Annotated in this window: 25 protein-coding genes; 17 read left to right on the plus strand and 8 right to left on the minus strand. The window is 64.8% G+C overall.

All coding sequences use genetic code 11. The features are described from left to right. The first annotated feature begins 121 nt into the window (after positions 1-121). On the plus strand, positions 122-793 hold the full coding sequence (locus FIV02_RS07405) for a response regulator (protein ID WP_047592876.1): 672 nt from the start codon (positions 122-124) through the stop codon (positions 791-793). After that, the gene (locus tag FIV02_RS07410) at positions 790-2,184 is read left to right on the plus strand and encodes a sensor histidine kinase (RefSeq protein ID WP_152494740.1); all 1,395 of its coding nucleotides are present in this window, start codon (positions 790-792) and stop codon (positions 2,182-2,184) included. The genes FIV02_RS07405 and FIV02_RS07410 overlap by 4 nt, the downstream gene beginning before the upstream one ends. Here FIV02_RS07410 and FIV02_RS07415 read toward each other — a convergent pair. The 3 genes from FIV02_RS07415 to FIV02_RS07425 form a co-directional block, all read right to left on the minus strand. Next, positions 2,170-2,922 carry an ABC transporter substrate-binding protein gene (locus FIV02_RS07415; RefSeq protein ID WP_152488244.1) on the minus strand — a complete coding sequence of 251 codons (753 nt, stop codon included), beginning with the start codon at positions 2,920-2,922 and terminating at the stop codon, positions 2,170-2,172. The genes FIV02_RS07410 and FIV02_RS07415 overlap by 15 nt on opposite strands. 65 nt (positions 2,923-2,987) lie before the next feature. Beyond that, entirely contained in the window at positions 2,988-3,824 is an 837-nt protein-coding gene (locus tag FIV02_RS07420) for an HDOD domain-containing protein (RefSeq protein WP_152488245.1), read from the minus strand. A gap of 45 nt (positions 3,825-3,869) precedes the next feature. Continuing rightward, positions 3,870-4,811, minus strand: coding sequence for a folate-binding protein YgfZ (locus tag FIV02_RS07425; protein WP_152488246.1), 942 nt, complete (start codon positions 4,809-4,811; stop codon positions 3,870-3,872). A 144-nt stretch (positions 4,812-4,955) separates the two neighbouring features. Here FIV02_RS07425 and FIV02_RS07430 point away from each other — a divergent pair, with 144 nt between their 5' ends. Next, positions 4,956-5,210 (plus strand): succinate dehydrogenase assembly factor 2, encoded by a 255-nt coding sequence (locus FIV02_RS07430; protein WP_037048972.1) that lies wholly within the window; start codon positions 4,956-4,958, stop codon positions 5,208-5,210. Beyond that, on the plus strand, positions 5,194-5,661 hold the full coding sequence (locus FIV02_RS07435) for a protein YgfX (RefSeq protein WP_152488247.1): 468 nt from the start codon (positions 5,194-5,196) through the stop codon (positions 5,659-5,661). The genes FIV02_RS07430 and FIV02_RS07435 overlap by 17 nt, the downstream gene beginning before the upstream one ends. Here FIV02_RS07435 and nadB read toward each other — a convergent pair. Next, complete coding sequence (gene nadB / locus FIV02_RS07440) at positions 5,615-7,246, minus strand: L-aspartate oxidase (RefSeq protein WP_152488248.1); 1,632 nt, start codon at positions 7,244-7,246, stop codon at positions 5,615-5,617. The genes FIV02_RS07435 and nadB overlap by 47 nt on opposite strands. A 505-nt stretch (positions 7,247-7,751) precedes the next feature. Here nadB and rpoE point away from each other — a divergent pair. The 12 genes from rpoE (at position 7,752) to pdxJ (ending at position 18,159) form a co-directional block, all read left to right on the plus strand. Continuing rightward, positions 7,752-8,333: an RNA polymerase sigma factor RpoE gene (gene rpoE, locus FIV02_RS07445; protein WP_037048967.1), complete on the plus strand. Its 582-nt coding sequence runs from the start codon at positions 7,752-7,754 to the stop codon at positions 8,331-8,333. A gap of 30 nt (positions 8,334-8,363) precedes the next feature. Then, positions 8,364-8,936: a sigma-E factor negative regulatory protein gene (locus tag FIV02_RS07450; RefSeq protein ID WP_152488249.1), complete on the plus strand. Its 573-nt coding sequence runs from the start codon at positions 8,364-8,366 to the stop codon at positions 8,934-8,936. A gap of 8 nt (positions 8,937-8,944) precedes the next feature. Next, positions 8,945-9,907, plus strand: coding sequence for a MucB/RseB C-terminal domain-containing protein (locus FIV02_RS07455; protein WP_152488250.1), 963 nt, complete (start codon positions 8,945-8,947; stop codon positions 9,905-9,907). After that, entirely contained in the window at positions 9,904-10,350 is a 447-nt protein-coding gene (locus FIV02_RS07460) for a SoxR reducing system RseC family protein (RefSeq protein WP_037048951.1), read from the plus strand. The genes FIV02_RS07455 and FIV02_RS07460 overlap by 4 nt, the downstream gene beginning before the upstream one ends. 74 nt (positions 10,351-10,424) lie before the next feature. Beyond that, positions 10,425-11,816 (plus strand): DegQ family serine endoprotease, encoded by a 1,392-nt coding sequence (locus tag FIV02_RS07465; RefSeq protein ID WP_371923273.1) that lies wholly within the window; start codon positions 10,425-10,427, stop codon positions 11,814-11,816. Positions 11,817-11,971: 155 nt separating this feature from the next. Then, positions 11,972-13,771 (plus strand): translation elongation factor 4, encoded by a 1,800-nt coding sequence (gene lepA / locus FIV02_RS07470; RefSeq protein ID WP_152488252.1) that lies wholly within the window; start codon positions 11,972-11,974, stop codon positions 13,769-13,771. Between the two features lie 6 nt (positions 13,772-13,777). Continuing rightward, positions 13,778-14,632: a signal peptidase I gene (gene lepB / locus FIV02_RS07475; RefSeq protein ID WP_037048943.1), complete on the plus strand. Its 855-nt coding sequence runs from the start codon at positions 13,778-13,780 to the stop codon at positions 14,630-14,632. 88 nt (positions 14,633-14,720) lie between these two features. Further along, entirely contained in the window at positions 14,721-15,098 is a 378-nt protein-coding gene (locus tag FIV02_RS07480; protein ID WP_047592093.1) for a DUF4845 domain-containing protein, read from the plus strand. Then, positions 15,095-15,784 (plus strand): ribonuclease III, encoded by a 690-nt coding sequence (rnc, locus tag FIV02_RS07485; RefSeq protein WP_152488253.1) that lies wholly within the window; start codon positions 15,095-15,097, stop codon positions 15,782-15,784. The genes FIV02_RS07480 and rnc overlap by 4 nt, the downstream gene beginning before the upstream one ends. Further along, positions 15,777-16,676, plus strand: a complete 900-nt coding sequence (gene era, locus FIV02_RS07490) for a GTPase Era (RefSeq protein WP_047592068.1) — start codon at positions 15,777-15,779, stop codon at positions 16,674-16,676. The genes rnc and era overlap by 8 nt, the downstream gene beginning before the upstream one ends. Before the next feature lie 54 nt (positions 16,677-16,730). Continuing rightward, positions 16,731-17,420 carry a DNA repair protein RecO gene (gene recO / locus FIV02_RS07495; protein WP_047592070.1) on the plus strand — a complete coding sequence of 230 codons (690 nt, stop codon included), beginning with the start codon at positions 16,731-16,733 and terminating at the stop codon, positions 17,418-17,420. After that, positions 17,413-18,159 carry a pyridoxine 5'-phosphate synthase gene (gene pdxJ / locus FIV02_RS07500; protein WP_037048930.1) on the plus strand — a complete coding sequence of 249 codons (747 nt, stop codon included), beginning with the start codon at positions 17,413-17,415 and terminating at the stop codon, positions 18,157-18,159. Before recO ends, pdxJ begins: the two co-directional genes overlap by 8 nt. Positions 18,160-18,225: 66 nt before the next feature. On the opposite strand, the gene FIV02_RS07505 is transcribed toward pdxJ, so the two are convergent. Beyond that, entirely contained in the window at positions 18,226-19,110 is an 885-nt protein-coding gene (locus FIV02_RS07505; RefSeq protein WP_134676304.1) for a LysR substrate-binding domain-containing protein, read from the minus strand. Between the two features lie 117 nt (positions 19,111-19,227). Here FIV02_RS07505 and FIV02_RS07510 point away from each other — a divergent pair, with 117 nt between their 5' ends. Then, positions 19,228-19,512 carry a hypothetical protein gene (locus FIV02_RS07510; protein WP_152488254.1) on the plus strand — a complete coding sequence of 95 codons (285 nt, stop codon included), beginning with the start codon at positions 19,228-19,230 and terminating at the stop codon, positions 19,510-19,512. 3 nt (positions 19,513-19,515) lie between these two features. Here the strand turns inward: FIV02_RS07510 and cmoB are convergent, their stop codons facing one another. The 3 genes from cmoB to FIV02_RS07525 all read right to left on the minus strand — a co-directional run bounded on the left by cmoB (position 19,516) and on the right by FIV02_RS07525 (position 21,954). Further along, positions 19,516-20,484, minus strand: coding sequence for a tRNA 5-methoxyuridine(34)/uridine 5-oxyacetic acid(34) synthase CmoB (gene cmoB, locus FIV02_RS07515; RefSeq protein WP_152488255.1), 969 nt, complete (start codon positions 20,482-20,484; stop codon positions 19,516-19,518). Then, positions 20,481-21,224 carry a carboxy-S-adenosyl-L-methionine synthase CmoA gene (cmoA, locus tag FIV02_RS07520; RefSeq protein WP_037048917.1) on the minus strand — a complete coding sequence of 248 codons (744 nt, stop codon included), beginning with the start codon at positions 21,222-21,224 and terminating at the stop codon, positions 20,481-20,483. The genes cmoB and cmoA overlap by 4 nt, the downstream gene beginning before the upstream one ends. A 91-nt stretch (positions 21,225-21,315) precedes the next feature. After that, positions 21,316-21,954 (minus strand): lysoplasmalogenase, encoded by a 639-nt coding sequence (locus tag FIV02_RS07525; RefSeq protein ID WP_152488256.1) that lies wholly within the window; start codon positions 21,952-21,954, stop codon positions 21,316-21,318. Positions 21,955-21,988: the final 34 nt, after the last annotated feature.

A 21,988-nucleotide genomic window follows, 5' to 3' on the forward strand; every position in this document is an offset into this window, starting at 1 on the left:
GTGCTGGCGGGGGCGTCCGCGCAGCTGGCGGTGGCGACGAAACCTGGCAACTGGGCAATTCACAGCGGCGTCGAGGGCGCTACACTGCGCGCCTCTAACGATGCTGCAGCTGGAGGTGGCGGTGCGTATCCTGCTGGTCGAAGACCATCCGCAACTGGCGGAAAGCGTGGCCCAGGCCCTGAAAGGCGCGGGCTGGACGGTGGACGTGCTGCACGATGGCGTCGCCGCCGACCTGGCGCTGTCGAGCGAGGAGTACGCGCTGGCGATTCTCGACATCGGCCTGCCGCGCCTCGACGGCTTTGCCGTGCTGGCGCGCTTGCGTGATCGCGGGCAGACCCTGCCGGTGCTGATGCTGACCGCGCGTGGCGAGGTCAAGGACCGCGTACATGGCCTCAACCTCGGCGCCGACGATTATCTGGCCAAACCCTTCGAGCTGAGCGAGCTCGAGGCGCGGGTCAAGGCGTTGCTGCGGCGCAGCGTGCTGGGTGGCGAACAGCTGCAGCGCTGTGGCGAGCTGGTCTACGACCTCGGGGCGCGGCGCTTCAGCCTGAAGGGCGAGGCGCTCAGTCTGACCGCCCGCGAGCAGGCAGTGCTGGAGGCGATGATCGCCCGACCGGGCCGGGTGATGAGCAAGGAACAGCTGGCCGCGCAGGTATTCGGTCTGGACGAGGATGCCAGCCCCGACGCCATCGAGATCTACGTCCATCGCCTGCGCAAGAAGCTCGAAGGCAGCGCCGTGCGCATCGTCACTTTCCGCGGTCTCGGCTACCTGCTGGAGGCGGTCGAGGCATGAGCCGTGGCTTCAGCCTGCGCGGGCGCCTGCTGCGGCGTCTGGCTCTGCTGTTGTCGGTCATCCTGTTGCTGAGCAGCCTCAGCGCCTACTGGAGCGCGCGGCGCGCCGCCGACGAGGCCTACGACCGTACCCTGCTGGCGTCGGCACGTGCCGTGGCCGACGGCCTCTACGCCGAGGACGGGCGCCTCAGGGCCAACATTCCTTACGTGGCGCTGGACACCTTCGCCTATGACAGTGCCGGGCGCATCTACTACCAGGTGCTCGACCTCGAGGGGCATCAGGTATCCGGCTACGAAGACCTGCCAGCCGCGCCCAAGGGCACGCCGCGCACCGACGACTACCCGGCGCTGGCGCATTTCTACGACGCCGAGTACCGCAATCAGGGCGTGCGCGTGGTCAGCCTGCTGCAGCCGGTCAGCGAACCGCAGTTGAACGGTATCGCCGAGATTCGCGTGGCCGAAACCCAGGGCGCGCGCGAGCGCATGGCCCGCGAGCTGCTGGTGGGGACGCTGTGGCGCATGGGCCTGCTGTCGATCAGTGCGCTGCTGCTGGTCTGGCTGGCGGTGAACCTGGCGTTGCGACCGCTGGAGGCGTTGCGTCGGGAGGTGGCCGAGCGTACCAGCGATGATCTGCAGCCCCTGCACGACAGCGGCTTGCCCCGCGAGGTGCTGCCGCTGGTGGAGACCCTGAACCAGTTCAACGAGCGGCTGAGAGGCCTGTTCGAGCGCCAGTCGCAATTCATCGCCGACGCGGCGCATGAGCTGCGCACGCCGCTGGCCGCGCTCAAGGCGCGCATCACCCTGGGCTTGCGCGCCGAGGATGCGCAAGAGTGGCGCAGGACGCTGGAGGAGGTGGCGCTGCAGGGGGATCGCCTGACCTTGCTGGCCAATCAGCTGCTGTCCCTGGCGCGGATCGAAAGTGGTGCACGCGCCATCACCGAGGGCGGTGCGCAGCGCATCGATCTCAGCCAGCTGGCCCGCGACCTGGCGCTGGCCATGGCGCCGCTGGCGCATGCCCGTGGGGTGGCGCTGGCGCTGGAGGCCGAGCAGCCAGTCTGGATCGATGGCGAGCCAACCTTGCTCAACGAATTGCTGAACAACCTGCTGGACAACGCGCTGGCGCATACCCCCGCCGGCGGCAACCTGGTGATCCGCGCAGTGGCTCCGGCCGTGCTGGAGGTCGAGGACGATGGTCCGGGCATTCCCGAGGCCGAGCGCGAGAAGGTCTTCGAGCGCTTCTACAGGCGCAGCGCACAGGGCAACGGTGCCGGCCTGGGGCTGGCCATCGTCGGAGAGATCTGCCGTGCCCACCAGGCCCGCATCAGCCTGCACCAGGCCCGGCCGCACGGCCTGCTGGTGCGGGTCGAGTTTCCGCTGCTAGTAGAGGCTTAGCGGCTGCTGAATCTCCAGCAGGTACTGGGAGATCTTGCCGCTGGCACGGAGCTGCTCGAGACCCCGGTTGAAGCGCGCCATCAGCTCGGCATTGCCCGGCACCTCGCGCGAAAGCAGCAGGTGCAGGCTGTCGCTGCGCAGTGGCCTGGCGTGAAAGCTCAGGCGCCGGCGCTCGGCCGGGCTGAAGTGCTGGTAGAGCAGGTCGAAGCCGACCACCTTGTCCACGGGAAACAGGTCGACGCGCCCGGCCAGCAGCTGGCGCAGTCCCTGTTCGTCACTGGTCAGGCGCATGACCTCGAGGTCGCCGGCCGCTTCGGCACGCTGGAAGGCTTCGCCGTAGTCGTAGCCGCGCGTGCCGGCAATGCGCAGGCCGCGCAGGTCATCGATGTCGGACCAGTCGAATGCGTCGTCCTTGCGGTGGAACAGGTAGTAGCCGCTCTCCACGACCGGCGCGCTGACATGGAAGTGCTGCTGCCGTTGCGGGTTGTTCAGCCACACCGCGCTGCCGTCGCGCAGGCCCTGCTCGGCCATCTTCAGCGAGCGTGCCCAGGGGTGGAACTCCCATTGCACCGCGATGCCCTGCGAGGCGAAGGCCTCTTCGACGATGCGCGAAGCGACGCCGTGATGGGGAAGGCTTTCGCCCAGGTAGGGGGGCCACTCACCGTTGGTCAGGCGGACGCGATCAGCGGCGTGGAGGTTGCCGAACAGCAGGACGAGCAGGAGAAATGCGTAACGCATGGCTCTACTTCCTCAGGCGAGTGACCTGAGTGTAGAGGCGATATGCCATCCATGGCGAGATGCTTTTACTGCAGCATGCCCATGGCCGCTTCCATGGCGGCGGAGAGGTCTTCGTCGGCCTGCATGTCGACCTGCGGGTCGAGGCCCAGCTTGGCGAACGCCGGCACCTTGCTCCAGTCGAGCTGGGTGTAGGGGTGCTCGCTGCCCAGGTAGCTCTGCAGGGTCGCGACCTGGACGATGTCGACGTAATCGACCTTGGCCGAGTTGCGCGTGAAGTCCAGGTATTGGCTGGGGACGATGGCGATCGGCTCGGGGAACTCCCAGGTGCGCAGGATCTTGTCGCCGATGATCGGGTGAATCTGCTCGATCACATGGTTGAGGCTGATGGAATCGGCCAGCAGCTCGTTGTGTTCTTCGGCGTAGGTCAGGATCGGGAGCACGCCGATCTGGTGAACCAGGCCGGCGAGGGTCGCCTGGTCCGGCATCAGGCGGGTGTAGTGGCGGCACAGAACGTGGCAGATGCCCGCAATTTCGGTGCTCTTGTTCCACACTTCACGCATCTTGCGGTCGACCACGTCACTGGTGGCCTGGAACATCTGCTCCATCGCCAGGCCGGTGGCCAGGTTGCAGGTGTAGTTGATGCCCAGGCGGGCGACGGCCATCTGCAGGTCGGTGATTTCCTTGTTGCTGCGCAGCAACGGGCTGTTGACCACCTTGATGATACGCGCGGTCAGAGCGGCATCGTTGCCGATCACCTTGCTGATCTGCGGGATACCGACATTGGGGTCTTCTGCGGCCTCGCGAACCTTCAGTGCCACTTCGGGCAGGGTTGGCAGTACCAGCTCATCGTTCTCGATGGCGTTGATCAGATCCTGTTGGACTTTTTCGGCAAGCTTGCTCATCAAAAGGCTCTCTTAGGCGAACCGGTGTGGCGCCGGGAAGTTTAGTCAGCGCTGGATTTCCTTGTCGGCATCCAGCTGGTAGGGCAAGTCGAGCAGGGCCAGTGCCGGGCCCTCGTTGCTGCCGAGGTGAATGCGACCGTCATTGACTGCATCTTCCTGCAGTACGGCGAGCAGCTCAATGTCTTCGTCAGCCTGCGCGGCCAGCACCACTTCTCCGACACTGGAGCCGTGGACCGGGGAGAACAGCTCGCTGCCGACGGCCGGTAGCACTGCGCCGACCAGGCGCAGGCGGTACAGGCGGCGCTTGAGCTTGCCGAGGTACTGCATGCGCGCGACGATCTCCTGGCCGGTGTAGCAGCCCTTCTTGAAGCTCACGCCGCCGAGCGCCTGGAGGTTGATCATCTGTGGAATGAACAGCTCGCGCGTCGCGCCGAACACCTGGCCGACGCCGGCGCGGACCTGCGCCAGCAGCCAGTCGTTGAGCGGCGCCTGGCGCAGGTGCTTGCCCAGTACGGCGAGCAGTCGCTCGGACTCGGCGTGCGGCGCCCAGAGTTCGGCGCGGCCGTCGCCAAGACGAACCGCGAGCAGTTCGCTGCTGCTGGCGACGGCATCCGCCTGCTCGCCGAGCTCGATGCCCAGCTCGCTCAGTGCGGCGTTCCCGCCGGCCAGGCCGAAGCGCACCCAGGCCGCGCTCTCATCGGCGGGCTTGGATTTGGAAAACACCGCGTATTTGTGCAGCTCGGCCTGCTGGGCTTCGATCAGCTCGCGTGCCATCGCCAGCAGGTAGCCGTCAGCGACCGGCACGATGCGGAAGCTGGAGAGCATGCGTCCTTTCGGCGTACAGCGGGCGCCCAGGCTGGACAGATGGGCGTCGAGATAGTTGAGGTTGCAGGTCAGCTGCCCCTGCAGGAACTTGGCGGCATCGGCGCCGCGCACGGCGAGAACGCCTTCGTGATCGAGGAGGGTGAAATACGCGCTATCGGCCATGATGCAAGTCGAATCACTGGATAAAGGTCAGGGGCGTCATCATAGAGGGCGTGATAGGCCTTGTCAGCGCAATTGCGCCTCGTCGCGGTGAACAGCGGCGCAATTCACCGTTATACTGCGGCCCTCGTTCGAGGAGTCCGTTGCATGGTTGAGCAAACTGAACTGAATCGCCTGTTCTGGCATAGCCGTCGTGGCATGCTGGAGCTGGACGTACTGCTGGTGCCTTTCGTCCAGGAGGTGTACCCCAGCCTGGACGCCGAGGATCAGGCGCGCTACCGCAAGCTGCTGGAGTGCGAGGATCAGGACATGTTCGGCTGGTTCATGCAGCGTGGCGAGCCGGAAGACGCCGATCTCAAGCGCATGGTGCGCATGATCCTGGATCGTGTCCAACCCAAGTGACGTATTCGAGTGTCAGTGGCGGCCGTCACGCTGGCTGCTGAGGCTCTATCTGCTGGTCCTGGCGCTGGCCATGCCGGCGCCCTGGCTGGCCGACCTGCCGCCCTGGTCGAAGCTGTCGATCTGCGCGCTGCTGTTGGTGCATGCGGCCTGGGTGCTGCCGCGCCACATCCTGTTGTCATCGCCACAGAGCTTCGTCGGCGTGCGCCGCGATGCATTCGGCTGGTCGTTGCGGCGTGCGGATGGCACTTGGCAGGCCGTGCAGCTGCGCCCGGACAGCATTGCGCTGCCGCTGCTGGTGGTTCTGCGTTATCGCCTGCCGGGGCAACGCTTCAGTCGCGGGCTGTGCATCCCCCGCGACGCGCTGCCGACCGAGCAGCATCGACGCCTGCGCCTGCGTCTGAAGTTCAGTCGCAGGCGCTGGGCTGAGCCTGTGGCGTCGGCGTCAGAATAGTATCGCGGGCTTCGGCCAGCTGCTCGGGGTAGTCCAGGGTGTAATGCAGGCCACGGCTCTCGTGGCGGCGCATGGCCGAATTGATCATCAGCTCGGCGACCAGGGCGAGGTTGCGCAGCTCGATCAGGTCGCGGCTGACCTTGTAGTTGCTGTAGAACTCGTCGATCTCGTCCAGCAGCAGGCGCACCCGGTGCTGCGCGCGCTGCAGGCGCTTGTTGGTACGCACGATGCCCACGTAGTCCCACATGAAGCGCCGCAGTTCGTCCCAGTTGTGGGCGATGATCACGTCCTCGTCGGAGTCCGTCACCTGGCTGGCGTCCCAGCAGGGGACGTCGCAGGGCATGTCGACCCGGTTCAGGTTGGCGACGATGTCGTTGCAGGCCGAACGGGCGTAGACGAAGCACTCCAGCAACGAGTTGCTGGCCATGCGATTGGCGCCGTGCAGACCGGTGAAGCTGGTTTCGCCAATGGCATACAGCCCGGGAACGTCGGTGCGGCCGCAGCGGTCGACGACCACGCCGCCGCAGGTGTAATGCGCGGCGGGCACCACCGGGATGGCTTGCCGGGTGATGTCGATGCCGAAGCCCAGGCAGCGTTCGTACACCGTGGGGAAGTGGCTCTTGATGAACTCGGCGGGCTTGTGACTGATGTCGAGGTAGACGCAGTCGATCCCGAGGCGCTTCATTTCATGGTCGATGGCACGGGCGACGATGTCGCGGGGCGCCAGTTCGGCGCGCTCGTCGAAGCGCGGCATGAAACGCTCGCCGTTGGGCAGCTTGAGCAGTCCGCCTTCGCCGCGCACCGCCTCGGTGACCAGGAAGCTCTTGGCCTGCGGATGATACAGGCAGGTGGGGTGGAACTGGTTGAACTCCAGGTTGCCGACGCGGCAGCCGGCGCGCCAGGCCATGGCGATACCGTCGCCGCAGGCGCCATCGGGGTTGCTGGTATAGAGATAGACCTTGGCTGCACCGCCGGTGGCGAGAATGACGAAGCGGGCGGTGAAGGTGTCGACCTCGCCACGGGTCCGGTCCAGCACGTAGGCGCCCAGGCAGCGCTCACCCTCCAGGCCGAGCCTGCGCTCGGTGATCAGGTCGACGGCGACGCGCTGTTCCAGCAGCTCGATGTTCGAGCGCCCGCGGGCCTGTTCCAGCAAAGTGTTGAAGATCGCGGCGCCGGTCGCATCGGCGGCATGAATGATGCGGCGGTGGCTGTGGCCGCCCTCGCGCGTCAGGTGAAACTCGAAGCCGCCGTCTTCCAGTGCGGTTTCGTCTTCACGGGTGAAGGGCACGCCCTGGTCGATCAGCCACTGGATGGCCTCGCGGCTGTGCTCGACGGTGAAGCGCACGGCGTCCTCGCGGCACAGGCCGGCACCGGCGTCGAGCGTGTCGGCCACGTGCGATTCGACCGTGTCGGTATCGTCCAGTACGGCGGCAACGCCACCTTGCGCCCAATAGGTCGAGCCATTGGACAGGTCACCTTTGCTCAGGACCGCGATGCGCAGATGGGAAGGCAGGGTAAGGGCTAGGGTCAGGCCGGCGGCACCGCTGCCGATGACCAGAACGTCGTGCTGGAAATGTAAGCTCATGTCCGAGTTCCGCGTGAAAGCGAGTCCTAGTATATAGAGAGGGGCGACGGCACAATAGCCGCCCATGGCCTGCTCGGGATCGCCCTGCTGCAATGCGCTCTTCGTGGGCGTCGATCCGCCGGGCGTTCGTCTGGCTGAGTGGATCGAAGCGGTGCGTCTGTCCTGTCGGCAGCGCTCTGGCTCGAGAGGTTATGAACAGGCCTTATGACCGACCGCAGTGCTCGGGAACTTTCTTAGTCGGTAAGGTTCCATAGAGGGTCGCCCATATAAGGGAGGACGCGTGCGCGTGCCTGCCTCCGAGCGTTGTCGAGGAGGTCGGATGGGCGGCGATAAGATTATTCGCGCTGGCGGAAAGGTTCCGCTGGCGCCATTTCTGGCAGAGAGAAGAGAACTCTGCGGGAAAGCTTGCTTGGAGGGGAGAACTTTTGCGTAAGGCCCGAGTCTATCTTGGCAAGCTGATTCGCTTACGGGCGCAAGCCTCCTCCAAGCGTCATGAGGAGAGTGCATGCTAACCCAGGAAGACGATCAGCAGCTGGTCGAGCGAGTGCAGCGCGGTGACAAGCGCGCCTTCGATCTGTTGGTGCTGAAGTATCAGCACAAGATCCTCGGTTTGATCGTGCGATTCGTGCACGACACCCACGAGGCTCAGGATGTCGCTCAGGAGGCCTTCGTCAAGGCCTACAGAGCGCTTGGAAACTTTCGCGGTGACAGCGCGTTCTATACCTGGCTGTACCGCATCGCCATCAACACGGCGAAGAATTATCTGGTGTCGCGCGGTCGCCGGCCGCCAGATAGTGATGTCAGTAGCGATGACGCGGAGTTCTATGATGGTGATCACGGCCTCAAGGACATCGAGTCACCGGAGCGGGCACTGCTGCGCGACGAGATCGAGGCCACCGTGCATCGAACCATCGCCCAGCTGCCGGACGACCTGCGTACGGCACTGACCTTGCGCGAGTTCGAAGGCTTGAGTTACGAAGACATTGCCAGCGTCATGCAATGTCCGGTGGGTACGGTGCGTTCACGGATCTTCCGTGCACGTGAGGCAATTGATAAGTCCCTGCAACCTCTGTTGCAGGAAGCCTAAGGCAGCGGCGATAGCCAAGAGAGGTACGCCATGAGTCGTGAAACCCTGCAGGAATCGCTGTCCGCGGTGATGGATAACGAAGCGGACGAACTGGAATTGCGGCGTGTGCTCGCAGCCAGCGAAGGCAGCGAGCTGCGTGACACCTGGTCGCGCTATCAACTGGCCAGGGCGGCCATGCATCGCGAGGTGCTGGTGCCGAAGCTGGACATCGCTGCTGCGGTATCCGCAGCGCTGGCCGATGAAGCGGTTCCGGCGCGCAAGACCCCCATGTGGCGCAGCGTCGGTCGTGTCGCCGTGGCAGCGTCCGTGACGGTCGCCGTGCTGGCTGGTGTGCGCTTCTACAACCAGGACGAGCTGACGGGTAATCAGCTGGCCCAGCAAGACGCTTCTCCGGTGCTCTCGGCGCCGCAGGTCCAGGGGCCTGCACTGCTCGCCGGCTACAACAGCAGCGAGGAAGCCGGTGAGCCTGCCAAGGTTGGCACCGTAAGCTGGCATGATCAGCGTCTGCCCGACTACCTGCGTCAACATGCGCAGCAGGCCGTGATGGGGGGTGGTGAAACCGCTCTGCCTTACGCCCGGGCCGCCAGTCTGGAAAACCGCTAAGGAGTCACATGCGCGCGATTCCCCTCTGTCTGCTCAGTGGTCTGCTGGCGTTGCCGGTGCATGCCTCTGAGGTTCAGGACTTGCTTGGACGCCTAGCCGAGGCGGAGCGTCAGCAAAGTTTTCAGGGTACGTTTATCTATGAACGTAACGGTAGTTTCTCCAGTCATGCCGTCTGGCACAAAGTGGAGGATGGGGGACAAGTGCGTGAGCGCCTTCTGCAGCTGGACGGTCCGGCGCAGGAGGTGCTGAAGGTCGATGGACAGACGCAGTGCGTCAGCGGTGCGCTGGTCGATCAGGTCAGCGAAGGCCAGACCTGGCCCGCTCGCCATCTGGATGCCGATCAGCTGAGCAACTGGTACGACATTCGTGTCGTGGGCCAGTCGCGTATCGCTGATCGCAGCGCCGTGGTTCTGGTGCTGGCACCCAAGGACCAGCACCGTTATGGCTTCGAACTGCACCTGGATCGGGAGACCGGTCTGCCGTTGAAGTCCTTGCTGCTCAACGAGCGCGGCCAGCTGCTTGAGCGTTTCCAGTTCACCCAGCTCGATGTCATGACGCCGGAAGCCGAGGCCCTGCAGCCCAGTTCGCGCTGTCGTCCGGTGCGCATTCGCCCCGTCGACAATCTGGCCGAAGGCAGCTGGCGTTCCGACTGGCTGCCGCCAGGCTTCACCCTCAACATGGCACAGCTGCGCCACGAACCGTCTTCCGATGCCAGCGTTGCCTACTTGATGTACGGCGATGGTCTGGCTCGCTTCTCGGTCTTTCTCGAGCCGCTGAACGGTCGTGTCGTCGAAGACGCACGCAGCCAGCTGGGCCCGACCGTCGCCGTGTCGCGGCGCATGAGCACCGAGGCGGGTGACGTGATGGTCACGGTGGTGGGGGAGATTCCCCTGGGGACTGCCGAGCGCATCGCGCTGTCCATGCGCGCGGGCGCGCCTGAAACAGGAGCGCCTGAACAGGCCAGCCAATGATCGAGGAACAGGGGCGTGTAGTGGCGCTCGAGCCCGGCGCCGTCTGGGTCGAGACGCTACGCCGGAGTACCTGCTCCAGTTGCTCGGCCAATGCTGCCTGCGGGCAGGGCGTGATGGAACGCTTGGGCGTGGGGCGTGAGCGCGGTCATGTGCGCGCGCTGTCCACGCTGCATCTGAATGTTGGCGACGCCGTGGTGATCGGCGTCCGCGAAGAGCTGCTGGTGCGCAGCTCTCTGCTTGTCTACCTGCTGCCCTTGCTGGGCCTCATGGCTGCCGCCCTGGCAGCCGACGCCGCAGGGCTATCCGAACCTCTGTGCATTCTCTCCGGCCTTGCCGGTCTGTGCGTTTCCTGGCTGCTGGTACGCTGGCGAGCGTCCAGGGTCGCCGATGATCCCCAATTGCAACCTGTTGTCCTGCGCGCATTGCTGGCTGCCAGCCCGTGATTTCCTGCGTGTATTTCATTCTGCATCTGGAGTTGTAGCCGATGAGAAATATCAAGTCCGTTGTGCCGGTGTTGATGGCCGCCCTGTTGTGGGGGCAAAGTCTGGTGGCGCAGGCCGATCTGCCTGATTTCACGCCGCTGGTCGAGGAAGCCTCGCCTGCGGTGGTCAATATCAGTACGCGCCAGAAGGTGCCTGAGCGCGCCGTTGCCGGGCAGTCCGGGCTGCCCGATCTGGAAGGCCTGCCGCCGATGTTCCGCGAGTTTTTCGAGCGCAGCATTCCGCAGGTGCCGCGCAATCCGGGCGGGCGTCAGCGCGAGGCGCAATCGCTGGGTTCCGGCTTCATCATCTCGCCGGACGGCTACATCATGACCAACAATCATGTGGTCGCCGACGCCGACGAGATCATCGTGCGCCTGTCCGACCGCAGTGAGCTGGAGGCCAAGCTGATCGGCGCCGACCCGCGCAGTGACGTGGCGCTGCTCAAGGTCGAAGGCAAGAACCTGCCGACCGTGCGCCTGGGCAAGTCCGAGGAACTCAAGGTCGGCGAGTGGGTGCTGGCCATCGGTTCGCCGTTCGGTTTCGATCACTCGGTGACGGCCGGTATCGTCAGCGCCAAGGGCCGCAGCCTGCCCAGCGACAGCTACGTGCCCTTCATCCAGACCGACGTGGCGATCAACCCGGGCAACTCCGGCGGCCCGCTGTTCAATCTCAAGGGTGAGGTCGTCGGCATCAACTCGCAGATCTTCACTCGCTCCGGCGGTTTCATGGGCCTGTCGTTCGCCATTCCCATGGAAGTCGCCATGCAGGTCGCCGACCAGCTCAAGGCGGATGGCAAGGTCACGCGCGGCTGGCTGGGTGTGGTCATCCAGGAAGTGAACAAGGACCTGGCCGAATCCTTCGGTCTGGACAAGCCGGCCGGTGCGCTGGTCGCGCAGGTGCTGGAAGACGGCCCGGCCGACAAGGGCGGGCTGCAGGTTGGCGATGTCATCCTCAATCTCAATGACAAGCCGATCATCATGTCCGCGGACCTGCCGCATCTGGTCGGTGGTCTGAAGCCGGGCGAGAAGGCCGAGCTGGACGTGGTGCGCGACGGTTCGCGCAAGAAGCTCAACGTGACCATCGGTACGCTGCCGGAAGAAGGGCAGGAGCTGGCCGCCGGCGACCCGGCTCAGGGTGGCGAGCGCAGCAACAACCGCCTGGGTGTCACGGTGGTCGAGCTGACTGCCGAGCAGAAGAAAGGCCTCGACCTGAAAGGCGGTGTGGTGGTCAAGGAAGTGCTCAATGGTCCGGCCGCGATGATCGGCCTGCGTCCGGGTGACGTGATCACGCACCTGAACAACCAGGCCATCGACTCCACCAGTACCTTTACCCAGGTGGCGCAGGAGTTGCCGAAGAACCGGTCGGTCTCCATGCGCGTGCTGCGTCAGGGGCGCGCCAGCTTCATCACCTTCAAGCTGGCGGAGTAATTCTTCCGGCGAGGCTGAACAGGGGCGCTTTCGGGCGCCCTTTTTGCGTGTACGCCAGGCGCTGCAGCAGACGTGACGTGGTTGCGAGGGATCGGGTACAATCCGCGGCTATTTTCGGCAAGCGTCTTGCCCGTGCCCTCTTCGAGTGTTGATCTGTGAGTGACCTGAGTCATATCCGCAATTTTTCCATCATTGCCCACATTGACCACGGCAAGTCCACCCTGGCTGACCGTTTTATCCAGCTCTGCGGCGGTCTCACCGCGCGTGAAATGGAGGCTCAGGTCCTGGACTCCATGGATCTGGAGCGTGAGCGCGGCATCACCATCAAGGCCCACAGCGTCACGCTTCACTACAAGGCGCAGGACGGCAAGGTCTATCAGCTGAACTTCATCGACACCCCCGGTCACGTCGACTTCACCTATGAAGTCAGTCGCTCGCTGGCGGCCTGCGAAGGTGCGCTGCTGGTGGTCGATGCCGGCCAGGGCGTGGAAGCGCAGTCGGTTGCCAACTGCTACACCGCCATCGAGCAGGGCCTTGAGGTCATGCCGGTGCTGAACAAGATGGACCTGCCGCAGGCCGATCCGGAGCGCGTCAAGGACGAGATCGAGAAGATCATCGGTATCGACGCCAGCGAAGCCGTGGCCTGTAGCGCCAAGAGCGGCATGGGCGTGGACGAGGTGCTCGAGCGCCTGGTGCATACCATCCCCGCGCCCGAGGGCGAGATCGAGGCGCCGCTGCAGGCGCTGATCATCGACTCCTGGTTCGACAACTACCTGGGCGTCGTGTCGCTGGTGCGCGTGCGCCAGGGCCGGGTGAAGAAGGGCGACAAGATTCTGGTCAAGTCCACCGGCAAGGTGCACCTGGTCGACAGCGTCGGTGTATTCACCCCGAAACACACCGCCACCGCTGACCTCAAGGCCGGTGAAGTGGGCTTCATCATCGCCAGCATCAAGGACATTCATGGTGCGCCGGTCGGCGACACCCTGACCCTGTCTTCGACCCCAGAGGTCGAGATGCTGTCGGGCTTCAAGAAGATCCAGCCGCAAGTCTACGCGGGCCTGTTCCCGGTCAGCTCCGACGATTTCGAGGACTTCCGTGAGGCGCTGCAGAAGCTGACCCTCAATGACTCGTCGCTGCAGTACGCACCGGAAAGCTCCGATGCACTGGGCTTCGGCTTCCGCTGCGGCTTCCTCGGCATGCTGCACATGGAGATCATCCAGGAGCGCCTGGAGCGCGAATATGACCTGGACCTGATCACCACCGCGCCGAGCGTTATCTACGAACTCGAGCTCAAGACCGGTGAGACCATCACCGTCGACAACCCGTCCAAGCTGCCGGATGTCTCGTCCATCGCCGATTTCCGCGAGCCGATCGTGACGGCGACCATCCTGGTGCCGCAGGAGCACCTGGGTAACGTCATTACCCTGTGCGTCGAGAAGCGTGGCGTGCAGCGTGACATGCAGTTCCTCGGTTCTCAGGTTCAGGTGCGTTACGACCTGCCGATGAACGAGGTGGTGCTGGACTTCTTCGATCGTCTGAAATCGACCAGCCGTGGCTACGCCTCGCTGGACTATCATTTCGATCGCTATCAGTCGGCCAACCTGGTCAGGCTGGATGTGCTGATCAATGGCGACAAGGTCGATGCCCTGGCATTGATCGTGCACCGTGACAACGCGGCGTACAAGGGACGCGCGTTGACCGAGAAGATGAAGGAACTGATTCCTCGACAGATGTTCGATGTGGCGATCCAGGCAGCCATCGGCGGCCAGATCATCGCGCGAACCACTGTCAAGGCACTCAGAAAGAACGTACTGGCCAAGTGTTACGGCGGCGACGTGAGCCGTAAGAAGAAGCTGCTCGAGAAGCAGAAGGCCGGTAAGAAACGCATGAAGCAGGTCGGCAACGTGGAAATCCCACAGGAAGCCTTCCTTGCGGTGCTCAGGTTGGATAGCTAAGGCTCTATGTCGATCAATTTCCCGCTCCTGTTGGTTATCGCGGTTGCCGTTTGCGGCTTCCTGGCCCTGATCGATCTGATCCTGCTGGCTCCGCGCCGCCGTGCGGCGATTGCGGCGTACCAGGGGCGGGTCGACGATCCTGACGACAGGGTGCTGGAGCGCCTGAGCAAGGAACCCTTGCTGGTCGAGTACGGCAAGTCGTTCTTCCCGGTGCTGGCCATCGTGCTGGTACTGCGCTCGTTTCTGGTGGAACCCTTCCAGATTCCGTCGGGGTCGATGAAGCCGACCCTGGAAGTGGGCGATTTCATCCTGGTCAACAAGTTCGCCTACGGCATTCGTCTGCCGGTCATCGACACCAAGGTCATCGAGGTGGATGACCCGCAGCGTGGCGACGTGATGGTGTTCCGTTACCCCAGCGATCCGAGCATCAACTACATCAAGCGTGTCGTGGGGCTGCCGGGTGATCGCATCCAGTACACCCAGGGCAAGCGTCTGCTCATCAACGGTGAGCCGGTGGCCGAGAAGCTGCTGGGCGAGGAGCCGGGCAGCCTGGGCAGCGCGGTTCTCTATCAGGAGCGCCTGGGACAGGTCGAGCACACCATCCGCAAGGAAATGACCCGCATGCGGCGTGATCCGGGCGGTGAGTGGGTCGTGCCGCAAGGGCACTACTTCATGATGGGCGACAACCGCGACAACTCCAACGACAGTCGCTTCTGGCGTGATCGCAACATCCCTCAGGAGCTGTGGGGCATGGTTCCGGACGACCACATCGTCGGCAAGGCCTTCGCCATCTGGATGAGCTGGCCGGAGCCGAAAACCGGCAATCTGCCCAACTTCTCGCGGGTCGGCCTGATTCATTGAGTACTGGCGCGCTGTTCAAGGCAGCGCCGCAGGCTATAAATAGTTCTAGCCACGAGGCTACAACAAGACCGTTTATTGGGGGATGAACATGACTTTCGCGCGTTCGCAGCAGGGGCTTTCCATTCTGGGCTGGCTGGTGGCTCTGGCCGTGGTGGCGTTCTTCGCCAGCACCGGTTTCAAGGTCCTGCCGCATTATCTCGACTACATGTCGATGGAAAAGATCATTACCTCGGTGGAGACCGATCAGGCTGCGCAAGTGCGCACCGTTGGCGAGTTCTACAGCCACGTCGACCGTGGCATGCAGGTCAACAGCATTCGCGATCTGAACCTGCGTGACGTGATGCAAGTGAAGGTGGAGAACAACGAGTTCCGGGTCCACCTGAAGTATGAAAAACGTGAGCCGCTGATCGAGAACCTCGACCTGGTGGTGAATTTCGACAAAGAATTTCGTGTACGGATGCCGTGAGTCCCAATCTGTCCCGCCTCGAGCGCAAGCTCGGCTATAGCTTCAAGGACCAGGGTCTGATGATCCTGGCCCTGACCCATCGCAGTTTCGCCGGCCGCAACAATGAGCGGCTGGAATTTCTCGGTGATGCCATTCTCAACTTCGTCGCCGGCGAGGCGCTGTTCGAGCGCTTCCCGCAGGCGCGCGAAGGTCAGTTGTCGCGTTTGCGCGCCCGTCTGGTCAAGGGCGAGACCCTGGCCGTGCTGGCGCGCGGTTTCGAGCTGGGCGAATACCTGCGCCTGGGCTCGGGGGAGCTCAAGAGCGGTGGTTTTCGCCGCGAGTCGATCCTCGCCGATGCGCTGGAAGCCCTGATCGGCGCGATCTATCTGGATGCCGGCATGGATGCGGCCCGCGAGCGCGTGCTGGACTGGCTGACCGGCGAGCTGGATGGCCTGACCCTGGTCGATACCAACAAGGACCCGAAGACGCGCTTGCAGGAGTTCCTGCAGTCGCGCGCCTGCGAGCTGCCTCGTTACGAGGTGGTGGACATTCAGGGCGAGCCGCACTGCCGTACCTTCATGGTCGAGTGCCAGGTGGCCCTGCTCAATGAAAAGACCCTGGGCCAGGGCGGCAGCCGGCGTATCGCCGAGCAGGTCGCTGCGGCTGCGGCGCTGATCGCCCTCGGGGTGGAGAATGGCAATGACTGATGCACCCGTGACCCGCTGTGGTTACGTCGCCATCGTCGGCCGGCCCAATGTGGGCAAGTCGACGCTGCTCAACCACATCCTCGGACAGAAGCTGGCGATCACCTCGCGCAAGCCGCAGACCACCCGTCACAACATGCTCGGCATCAAGACCGAGGGTGATGTGCAGGCCGTCTACGTCGATACGCCCGGCTTGCACAAGCACAACGACAAGGCGCTCAACCGCTACATGAACCGTAGCGCCTCCACGGCGCTGAAGGATGTCGATGTCGTGGTGTTCGTGGTCGACCGCATGCGCTGGACCGACGAGGACCAGTTGGTGCTGGAGAAGGTCCAGCACGTCAAGTGCCCGATCCTGCTCGCGGTGAACAAGGCTGACCGTCTGGAAGACAAGAGCGAGCTGCTGCCGCACCTGAACTGGCTGGCCGAGCAACTGCCGCAGGCGGAGATCGTGCCGATCTCCGCGTTGCAGGGGCAGAATCTCGACACCCTGGAAGCGCTGGTGGGCGAGCGCCTGCCGGAGTCCGAGCACTTCTACCCGGAAGACCAGATCACCGACCGCTCCAGCCGTTTCCTGGCGGCCGAGCTGATCCGCGAGAAGATCATGCGTCAGCTCGGTGCCGAGTTGCCGTACCAGATCACCGTGGAGATCGAGGAGTTCAAGCAGGAAGGCCGCGTGCTGCACATCCACGGCCTGATCCTGGTGGAGCGCGACGGGCAGAAGAAGATCATCATTGGCGACAAGGGCGAGCGCATCAAACGCATCGGCCAGGACGCGCGCAAGGACATGGAAACCATGTTCGATTCCAAGGTGATGCTCAATCTCTGGGTCAAGGTCAAAGGCGGCTGGTCCGACGACGAGCGCGCGCTGCGTTCGCTGGGCTACCTGGATTGAGCCGCGGGCTGCACGCCATGCGCTGCGCCATAGCTCGCGCTTGAGGCTTGCAGCTTGGACCTTGCCGCTTATGTCCTGCATAGCCGTCCCTACAAGGAAAGCAGCGCCCTGGTGGATTTCTTCACCGCTCAGGGGCGCATCCGTGCGGTACTGAGAGCCGCGCGCGGCAAGGTCGGCAGTATCGCCCGTCCGTTCGCGCCGCTCGATCTCGAACTGCGTGGCCGTGGCGAGCTGAAGACCGTCGGCCGTCTGGAAAGCGCCGGCATCCCGTTGCTGCTGACGGGGGAGGCGCTGTTCTCCGGGCTCTATCTCAACGAACTGCTGATCCGCCTGCTGCCCGCCGAGGATCCGCACCCCGCGATGCTCGACCACTATGGCCTGACCCTGCAGGCGCTGGCTGCCGGCCGGCCCCTGGAGCCGCTGCTGCGCGCATTCGAATGGCGCCTGCTGGACGAGCTGGGCTATGGTTTCGCCCTCGATCGTGATCAGCATGACCAGCCCATCGACCCCGCTGCGCTGTACCGCTGGCAGCAGGACGTCGGCCTGGTGCAGGTGATACAACTGCAGCCTGGGGTATTCCAGGGCCGCGAGTTGCTGGCCATGGCCGAAGCGGACTGGCACACACCGGGTGCGCTGGCTGCCGCCAAGCGCCTGATGCGCCAGGCACTGGCACCCCATCTTGGCGGCAGACCACTGGTCAGCCGCGAACTTTTCATGACGCTCAAGGAGTCCAAGCGTGACTGAGGCCAATCGTATTCTGCTCGGCGTGAACATCGACCACGTCGCCACCCTGCGCCAGGCTCGCGGTACGCGCTACCCGGACCCGGTCAAGGCCGCACTGGATGCCGAGGAGGCCGGTGCCGACGGTATCACCGTGCACCTGCGCGAAGATCGCCGGCACATCCAGGACCGTGACGTGCGTGTGCTGGCCGATGTGCTGCAGACACGGATGAACTTCGAGATGGGCGTCACCGACTTCATGCTCGGTTTCGCCGAGCAGATCCGCCCGGCGCATGTCTGCCTCGTGCCGGAAACCCGCCAGGAGCTGACCACCGAGGGCGGCCTGGACGTGGCCGGGCAGGAGGCGCGCATTGCCGCGGCGGTCGAGCGCCTGTCCCTGGCCGGTTGCGAGGTGTCGCTGTTCATCGACGCCGAGGAGCGGCAGATCGAGGCGGCCATGCGCGTCGGCGCCCCGGTCATCGAACTGCACACCGGCCGCTACGCCGATGCTCACACGGCGGAGGAGGCGGCCCAGGAGCTGTCACGCATCCGCGACGGGGTAATCTGCGGTTTGAACCACGGCTTGATCGTCAATGCCGGCCATGGCCTGCACTACCACAACGCTGAAGCCGTGGCCGCGATCCCTGGGGTCAACGAGCTGAACATCGGCCACGCCATCGTCGCCCATGCGCTGTTCGTCGGCTTCAAGCAGGCGGTCGCGGAGATGAAGGCGCTGATCGTCGCGGCGGCCGAGCGCGGCTAGCGGACGTTGTGGGAGGGGCTTCAGCCGCGACTTTCCATAGCCTGTCGCCGCTGAAGTGCTTTCGATTCAGCCCTGGCTGAACGCCTGGGTCATCTGCATGGCCAGTGCCTCGATGGCATCGTTGTGCTGATGGCCGCGAATCAGCTTGATGTGGTATTCGCCCAGCGCCGGCAGGCCCTGTTCCGCGCCCAGGCGGCGCAGAGGAGGCTTGACCAGGCTGCGGGGGAAGGGGGCGATGGCCAGGTCGGCAGTCATCGCCGCCTCCTGTCCGGCACACTGCTCGCACGAGTAGGCGACGCGGTAGCTCAGGCCCTGGCGGTCCAGCGCGTCGAGCGCGGTCCGGCGCCAGGCACAACCCGGGTTGGCCAGTGCCAGCGGTAGTGGCGAGCGCTGCACCGCCAGGCCGCCATCGCGACCGGCCCAGACCAGTTCCTCGGAATAGATGACGTCACCGCGTGAGTCGTCCAGACCATCGTTGCCCGCGTTGATCAGGGTCAGGTCCAGCTCGCCGGCATCCAGTTTCGCCACCAGATCGACGCTGCGCCCGACATTGACCTCGACCTCCACGGCCGGATGGCTGCGCGCGAACAGGGTCAGGACGCCGGGGAGTACGCGGTCGCCGATGTCGTTCGGCGTGCCGAAGCGCACGCGGCCGGTCAGGGTCGGCGTCAGGAAGCGCGCTACCGCTTCCTCGTTGAGCTTGAGCAGGCGCCTGGCATAACCCAGCAGCAGCTCGCCTTCGGCCGTCAGGTGCACGCGCCTGGCTTCGCGGGTGAACAGGCGCTGGCCGAGGGTTTCCTCCAGGCGCTTGATCTGCAGGCTGACCGCCGCGGTGCTGCGAAACACCTGGGTGGCGGTGCGGGTGAAGCTGCCGCTGTCGGCGATGGCGACGAAGGTACGCAGCACATCGCTTTCCAGCAGTGGCAATGACAGGGGGGCGGTCGCGTTCATGATCGTTAAATATTACTTAATCGATGATTTGAAATTTGTCGTTTGCTTGAACGATAGGCGCGTTTCATCCTGATCGCAAGCCCGGTACGACCCGGCAGCGCAGAAGGAGGAAACGCCATGAAAAGTTCGAACCATCACGACAAGCCGAGCCCAGCCATGCCCGAGTTCTACATGCCGGCCATGTGGCCGCTGGACCTGCAGAATGCCATCGTCGACTGGATCGGCGCCTGGTTCTGGCGCCGCCGCATGCGCCGCCTGCTGGCCCAGGACATCGAGGGGCGCATCCGTCTGGGCGGCGCCCGTGGTGTGGTCGAGCAGGGGGCGGCTGAACCGCTGCGCTCGATCGCACAGCGGCGGGCACGTTGGCTGCGCCCGCAGGGCGGGTGCAACCGGCCACGCTGAGGGTTAGGGCTTGCGCGCGATCAGCACGGCGCGGGTCGGTGCCGGCAGGCCTTCGACGGTACGGCTGTGGTCGGCCGGATCGAGAAACTCCGGCAGCGACTGGAAGCGCATCCACTCGGTGGCGCGTTGCTCCTCCACCGAAGTGGTGCTGACATCGACACAGCGCACGTCCTCGAAGCCGGCACGGCGCAGCCAGCGCTCCAGTGCCGGCACCGACGGCAGGAACCACACATTGCGCATCTGCGCGTAGCGGTCCTCGGGCACCAGCACCTGCTCGACGTCGCCTTCCACCACCAGGGTTTCCAGCACCAGTTCGCCGCCCTTGAGCAATGCATCCTTGAGGTCGAGCAGGTGATCGATGGGCGAGCGGCGGTGGTAGAGCACGCCCATGGAGAACACCGTATCGAAGCCCTGCAGCCTGGCTGGCAGCTCCTCGAAGGCCAGCGGCAGGTGCCACACCGGCTGGTCCGGCAGGTAGCGCTTCATCGCCAGGAACTGGCAGAGGAACAGCCAGTTGGGGTCGATGCCCACCACGCTGTCCGCGCCGGCGCCGAGCATGCGCCACATGTAGTAGCCGTTGCCGCAACCCACGTCGAGGATGCGCTTGCCGGCGAGGTCCAGATGCGGCGCGACGCGCTGCCATTTCCAGTCCGAGCGCCATTCGGTGTCGATGTGCACGCCGAACAGTTCGAAAGGCCCCTTGCGCCAGGGAATCAGGCCTTGCAGGGCGCCCTGCAACTGGGCGCGGCTCGTCTCGTCGCAAGGGCCGTCGAACGCGAAGCGCTGGTCGAGTTCGATGTCGCTCGCCGTCAGCGCAGGCAGAGCCTGCACCGCGCCGTACCAGCGCGCCAGGTCGCCATGACCTATGGCCAGCTTGGCATCGAGCTGGCCGGGCAGTGAGCAGGCCCAGTCCTGCAGCGGGGTGCCGGCCAGTTGTGCCTGCAGCGCGTCGAGATCCAGATCGCGCATCATGGCAGGGCCACCAGGGAGGCAAAGTTCAGGCACTGGAACCAGGGCACCACCTTGCTGAACCCTGCCGCCAGCAGACGTTCGCGATGCTGCTCGAGGCTGTCGGGTTTCATCACGTTCTCGATGGCGCTGCGCTTCTGCGCGATCTCCAGCTCGCTGTAGCCGTTGGCGCGTTTGAAGGCAACGTGCAGCTCGGTGAGCAGTTCGTGCTGGGCTTCGTCCTCGAAGCGCAGCTTCTCCGAGAGGATCAGCGCGCCGCCCGGCAGCAGCGCCTGGCGGATGCGCGTGAGCAGCTCCAGGCGGCGCTCCGGCGGGATGAACTGCAGGGTGAAGTTGAGCGTGACCAGCGAAGTCGGTTGCAGGGGGAGGGCTAGGATATCGGCCTCGATCACTGCAACCGGCAGCAGCTCCTGGAACATGGCGTCCTGGGCGTGCAGGTATTCGCTGCAACGCGAAACCATGGCCGGCGAGTTGTCCACGGCGATCACCCGGCAACCGTCGCTGCGCACGTGCCGGCGCAGCGCCTGGGTCACCGCGCCGAGCGATGCACCGAGATCGTACAGCGTGGTATGCGCCTGGGCGAACTGGCCGGCGAGCACACCGATGTTCTCGACGATGGTCGGGTAGCCCGGCACCGAGCGCTTGATCATGTCGGGAAAGACCCGCACGACGTCCTCGTTGAAGACGAAGTCGGGCACATCGGCCAGGGGCTGGGCGAACAGGCGGTCGGATTCTTGGCTCACGGCGATTGCGACGGGTAGCGGAAAAGGCCGGCATTTTAGCCAAGTGCGGCCCAGCCGTCAGGGCTTTCCTGACGGCGCGTCGGGCTTGTTGTCAGGCCTTGCTGCGGGCGAACGCCGAGGCAGTGATGCCCCACTGGCCCAGCCAGTAGGTGAGGATGATGGCGTAGGGCGCGGCGTCGAAGCTCATGACGAAGCGGTCGATGCCGATCAGGCTGTCGGAAATCACGAACAGCGCGGCACCGGCGGCGGCCAGGCCGGCGGAGCGCGCGGCAATGGCGCGGTGGCCGATCCGCGCCAGGGCGCGCCAGAGCATCAGGGAAATCACCGTGGCATAGCAGGCAACCGGGATCAGCAGCTCGCCGAGACCGCTGCTGGCCAGCACGGCGAACATCGCCCCGCCGGCAATCAGCGCCAGCATTAGTGCGGCCAGGGCCGGTTGGCGGCTGTCGGAGCAGTAGGCGCGCACGTAGGCGAGATGGCCCAGCAGGAAGGCGCCGAGGCCGAACACGAACAGGTCGCCGGGCCAGTCGAGGAGGATGTCGCCGGCCAGGGAGAACACCAGGCCGATGCCGATCCAGCGACGGTAGGTGCCAGGAGGCGCCTGGCGCAGCCAGAACAGCAGGGCGATGACCGGGATGCCCTTGCTCAGCAGGCTGAGCTGCGCGTCGCCGCTGACACGGCCATAGAGAAATACCGCAGCACCCGCCAGACCCAGCAGCAACCAACGCATAACAGGACTCCCTTGGTGATCTTCGATGGCGCGA

The organism is Pseudomonas sp. THAF187a (assembly GCF_009363395.1).
GTDB classification, from domain to species: Bacteria; Pseudomonadota; Gammaproteobacteria; order Pseudomonadales; family Pseudomonadaceae; genus Aquipseudomonas; species Aquipseudomonas khazarica.

Excerpts from the sequence above, each read along its gene's own strand:
- FIV02_RS07430 (WP_037048972.1), top strand. The coding sequence starts at position 4,956 with ATGGTTGAGCAAACTGAACTGAATCGCCTGTTCTGGCATAGCCGTCGT.
- FIV02_RS07450 (WP_152488249.1), top strand. The coding sequence starts at position 8,364 with ATGAGTCGTGAAACCCTGCAGGAATCGCTGTCCGCGGTGATGGATAAC.
- FIV02_RS07480 (WP_047592093.1), top strand. The coding sequence starts at position 14,721 with ATGACTTTCGCGCGTTCGCAGCAGGGGCTTTCCATTCTGGGCTGGCTG.
- FIV02_RS07415 (WP_152488244.1), bottom strand. The coding sequence starts at position 2,922 with ATGCGTTACGCATTTCTCCTGCTCGTCCTGCTGTTCGGCAACCTCCAC.
- lepB (WP_037048943.1), top strand. The coding sequence starts at position 13,778 with ATGTCGATCAATTTCCCGCTCCTGTTGGTTATCGCGGTTGCCGTTTGC.
- FIV02_RS07425 (WP_152488246.1), bottom strand. The coding sequence starts at position 4,811 with ATGGCCGATAGCGCGTATTTCACCCTCCTCGATCACGAAGGCGTTCTC.
- rpoE (WP_037048967.1), top strand. The coding sequence starts at position 7,752 with ATGCTAACCCAGGAAGACGATCAGCAGCTGGTCGAGCGAGTGCAGCGC.
- FIV02_RS07465 (WP_371923273.1), top strand. The coding sequence starts at position 10,425 with ATGGCCGCCCTGTTGTGGGGGCAAAGTCTGGTGGCGCAGGCCGATCTG.
- FIV02_RS07455 (WP_152488250.1), top strand. The coding sequence starts at position 8,945 with ATGCGCGCGATTCCCCTCTGTCTGCTCAGTGGTCTGCTGGCGTTGCCG.
- FIV02_RS07510 (WP_152488254.1), top strand. The coding sequence starts at position 19,228 with ATGAAAAGTTCGAACCATCACGACAAGCCGAGCCCAGCCATGCCCGAG.
- cmoB (WP_152488255.1), bottom strand. The coding sequence starts at position 20,484 with ATGATGCGCGATCTGGATCTCGACGCGCTGCAGGCACAACTGGCCGGC.
- FIV02_RS07525 (WP_152488256.1), bottom strand. The coding sequence starts at position 21,954 with ATGCGTTGGTTGCTGCTGGGTCTGGCGGGTGCTGCGGTATTTCTCTAT.
- FIV02_RS07410 (WP_152494740.1), top strand. The coding sequence starts at position 790 with ATGAGCCGTGGCTTCAGCCTGCGCGGGCGCCTGCTGCGGCGTCTGGCT.
- FIV02_RS07420 (WP_152488245.1), bottom strand. The coding sequence starts at position 3,824 with ATGAGCAAGCTTGCCGAAAAAGTCCAACAGGATCTGATCAACGCCATC.
- nadB (WP_152488248.1), bottom strand. The coding sequence starts at position 7,246 with ATGAGCTTACATTTCCAGCACGACGTTCTGGTCATCGGCAGCGGTGCC.
- FIV02_RS07460 (WP_037048951.1), top strand. The coding sequence starts at position 9,904 with ATGATCGAGGAACAGGGGCGTGTAGTGGCGCTCGAGCCCGGCGCCGTC.
- era (WP_047592068.1), top strand. The coding sequence starts at position 15,777 with ATGACTGATGCACCCGTGACCCGCTGTGGTTACGTCGCCATCGTCGGC.
- FIV02_RS07505 (WP_134676304.1), bottom strand. The coding sequence starts at position 19,110 with ATGAACGCGACCGCCCCCCTGTCATTGCCACTGCTGGAAAGCGATGTG.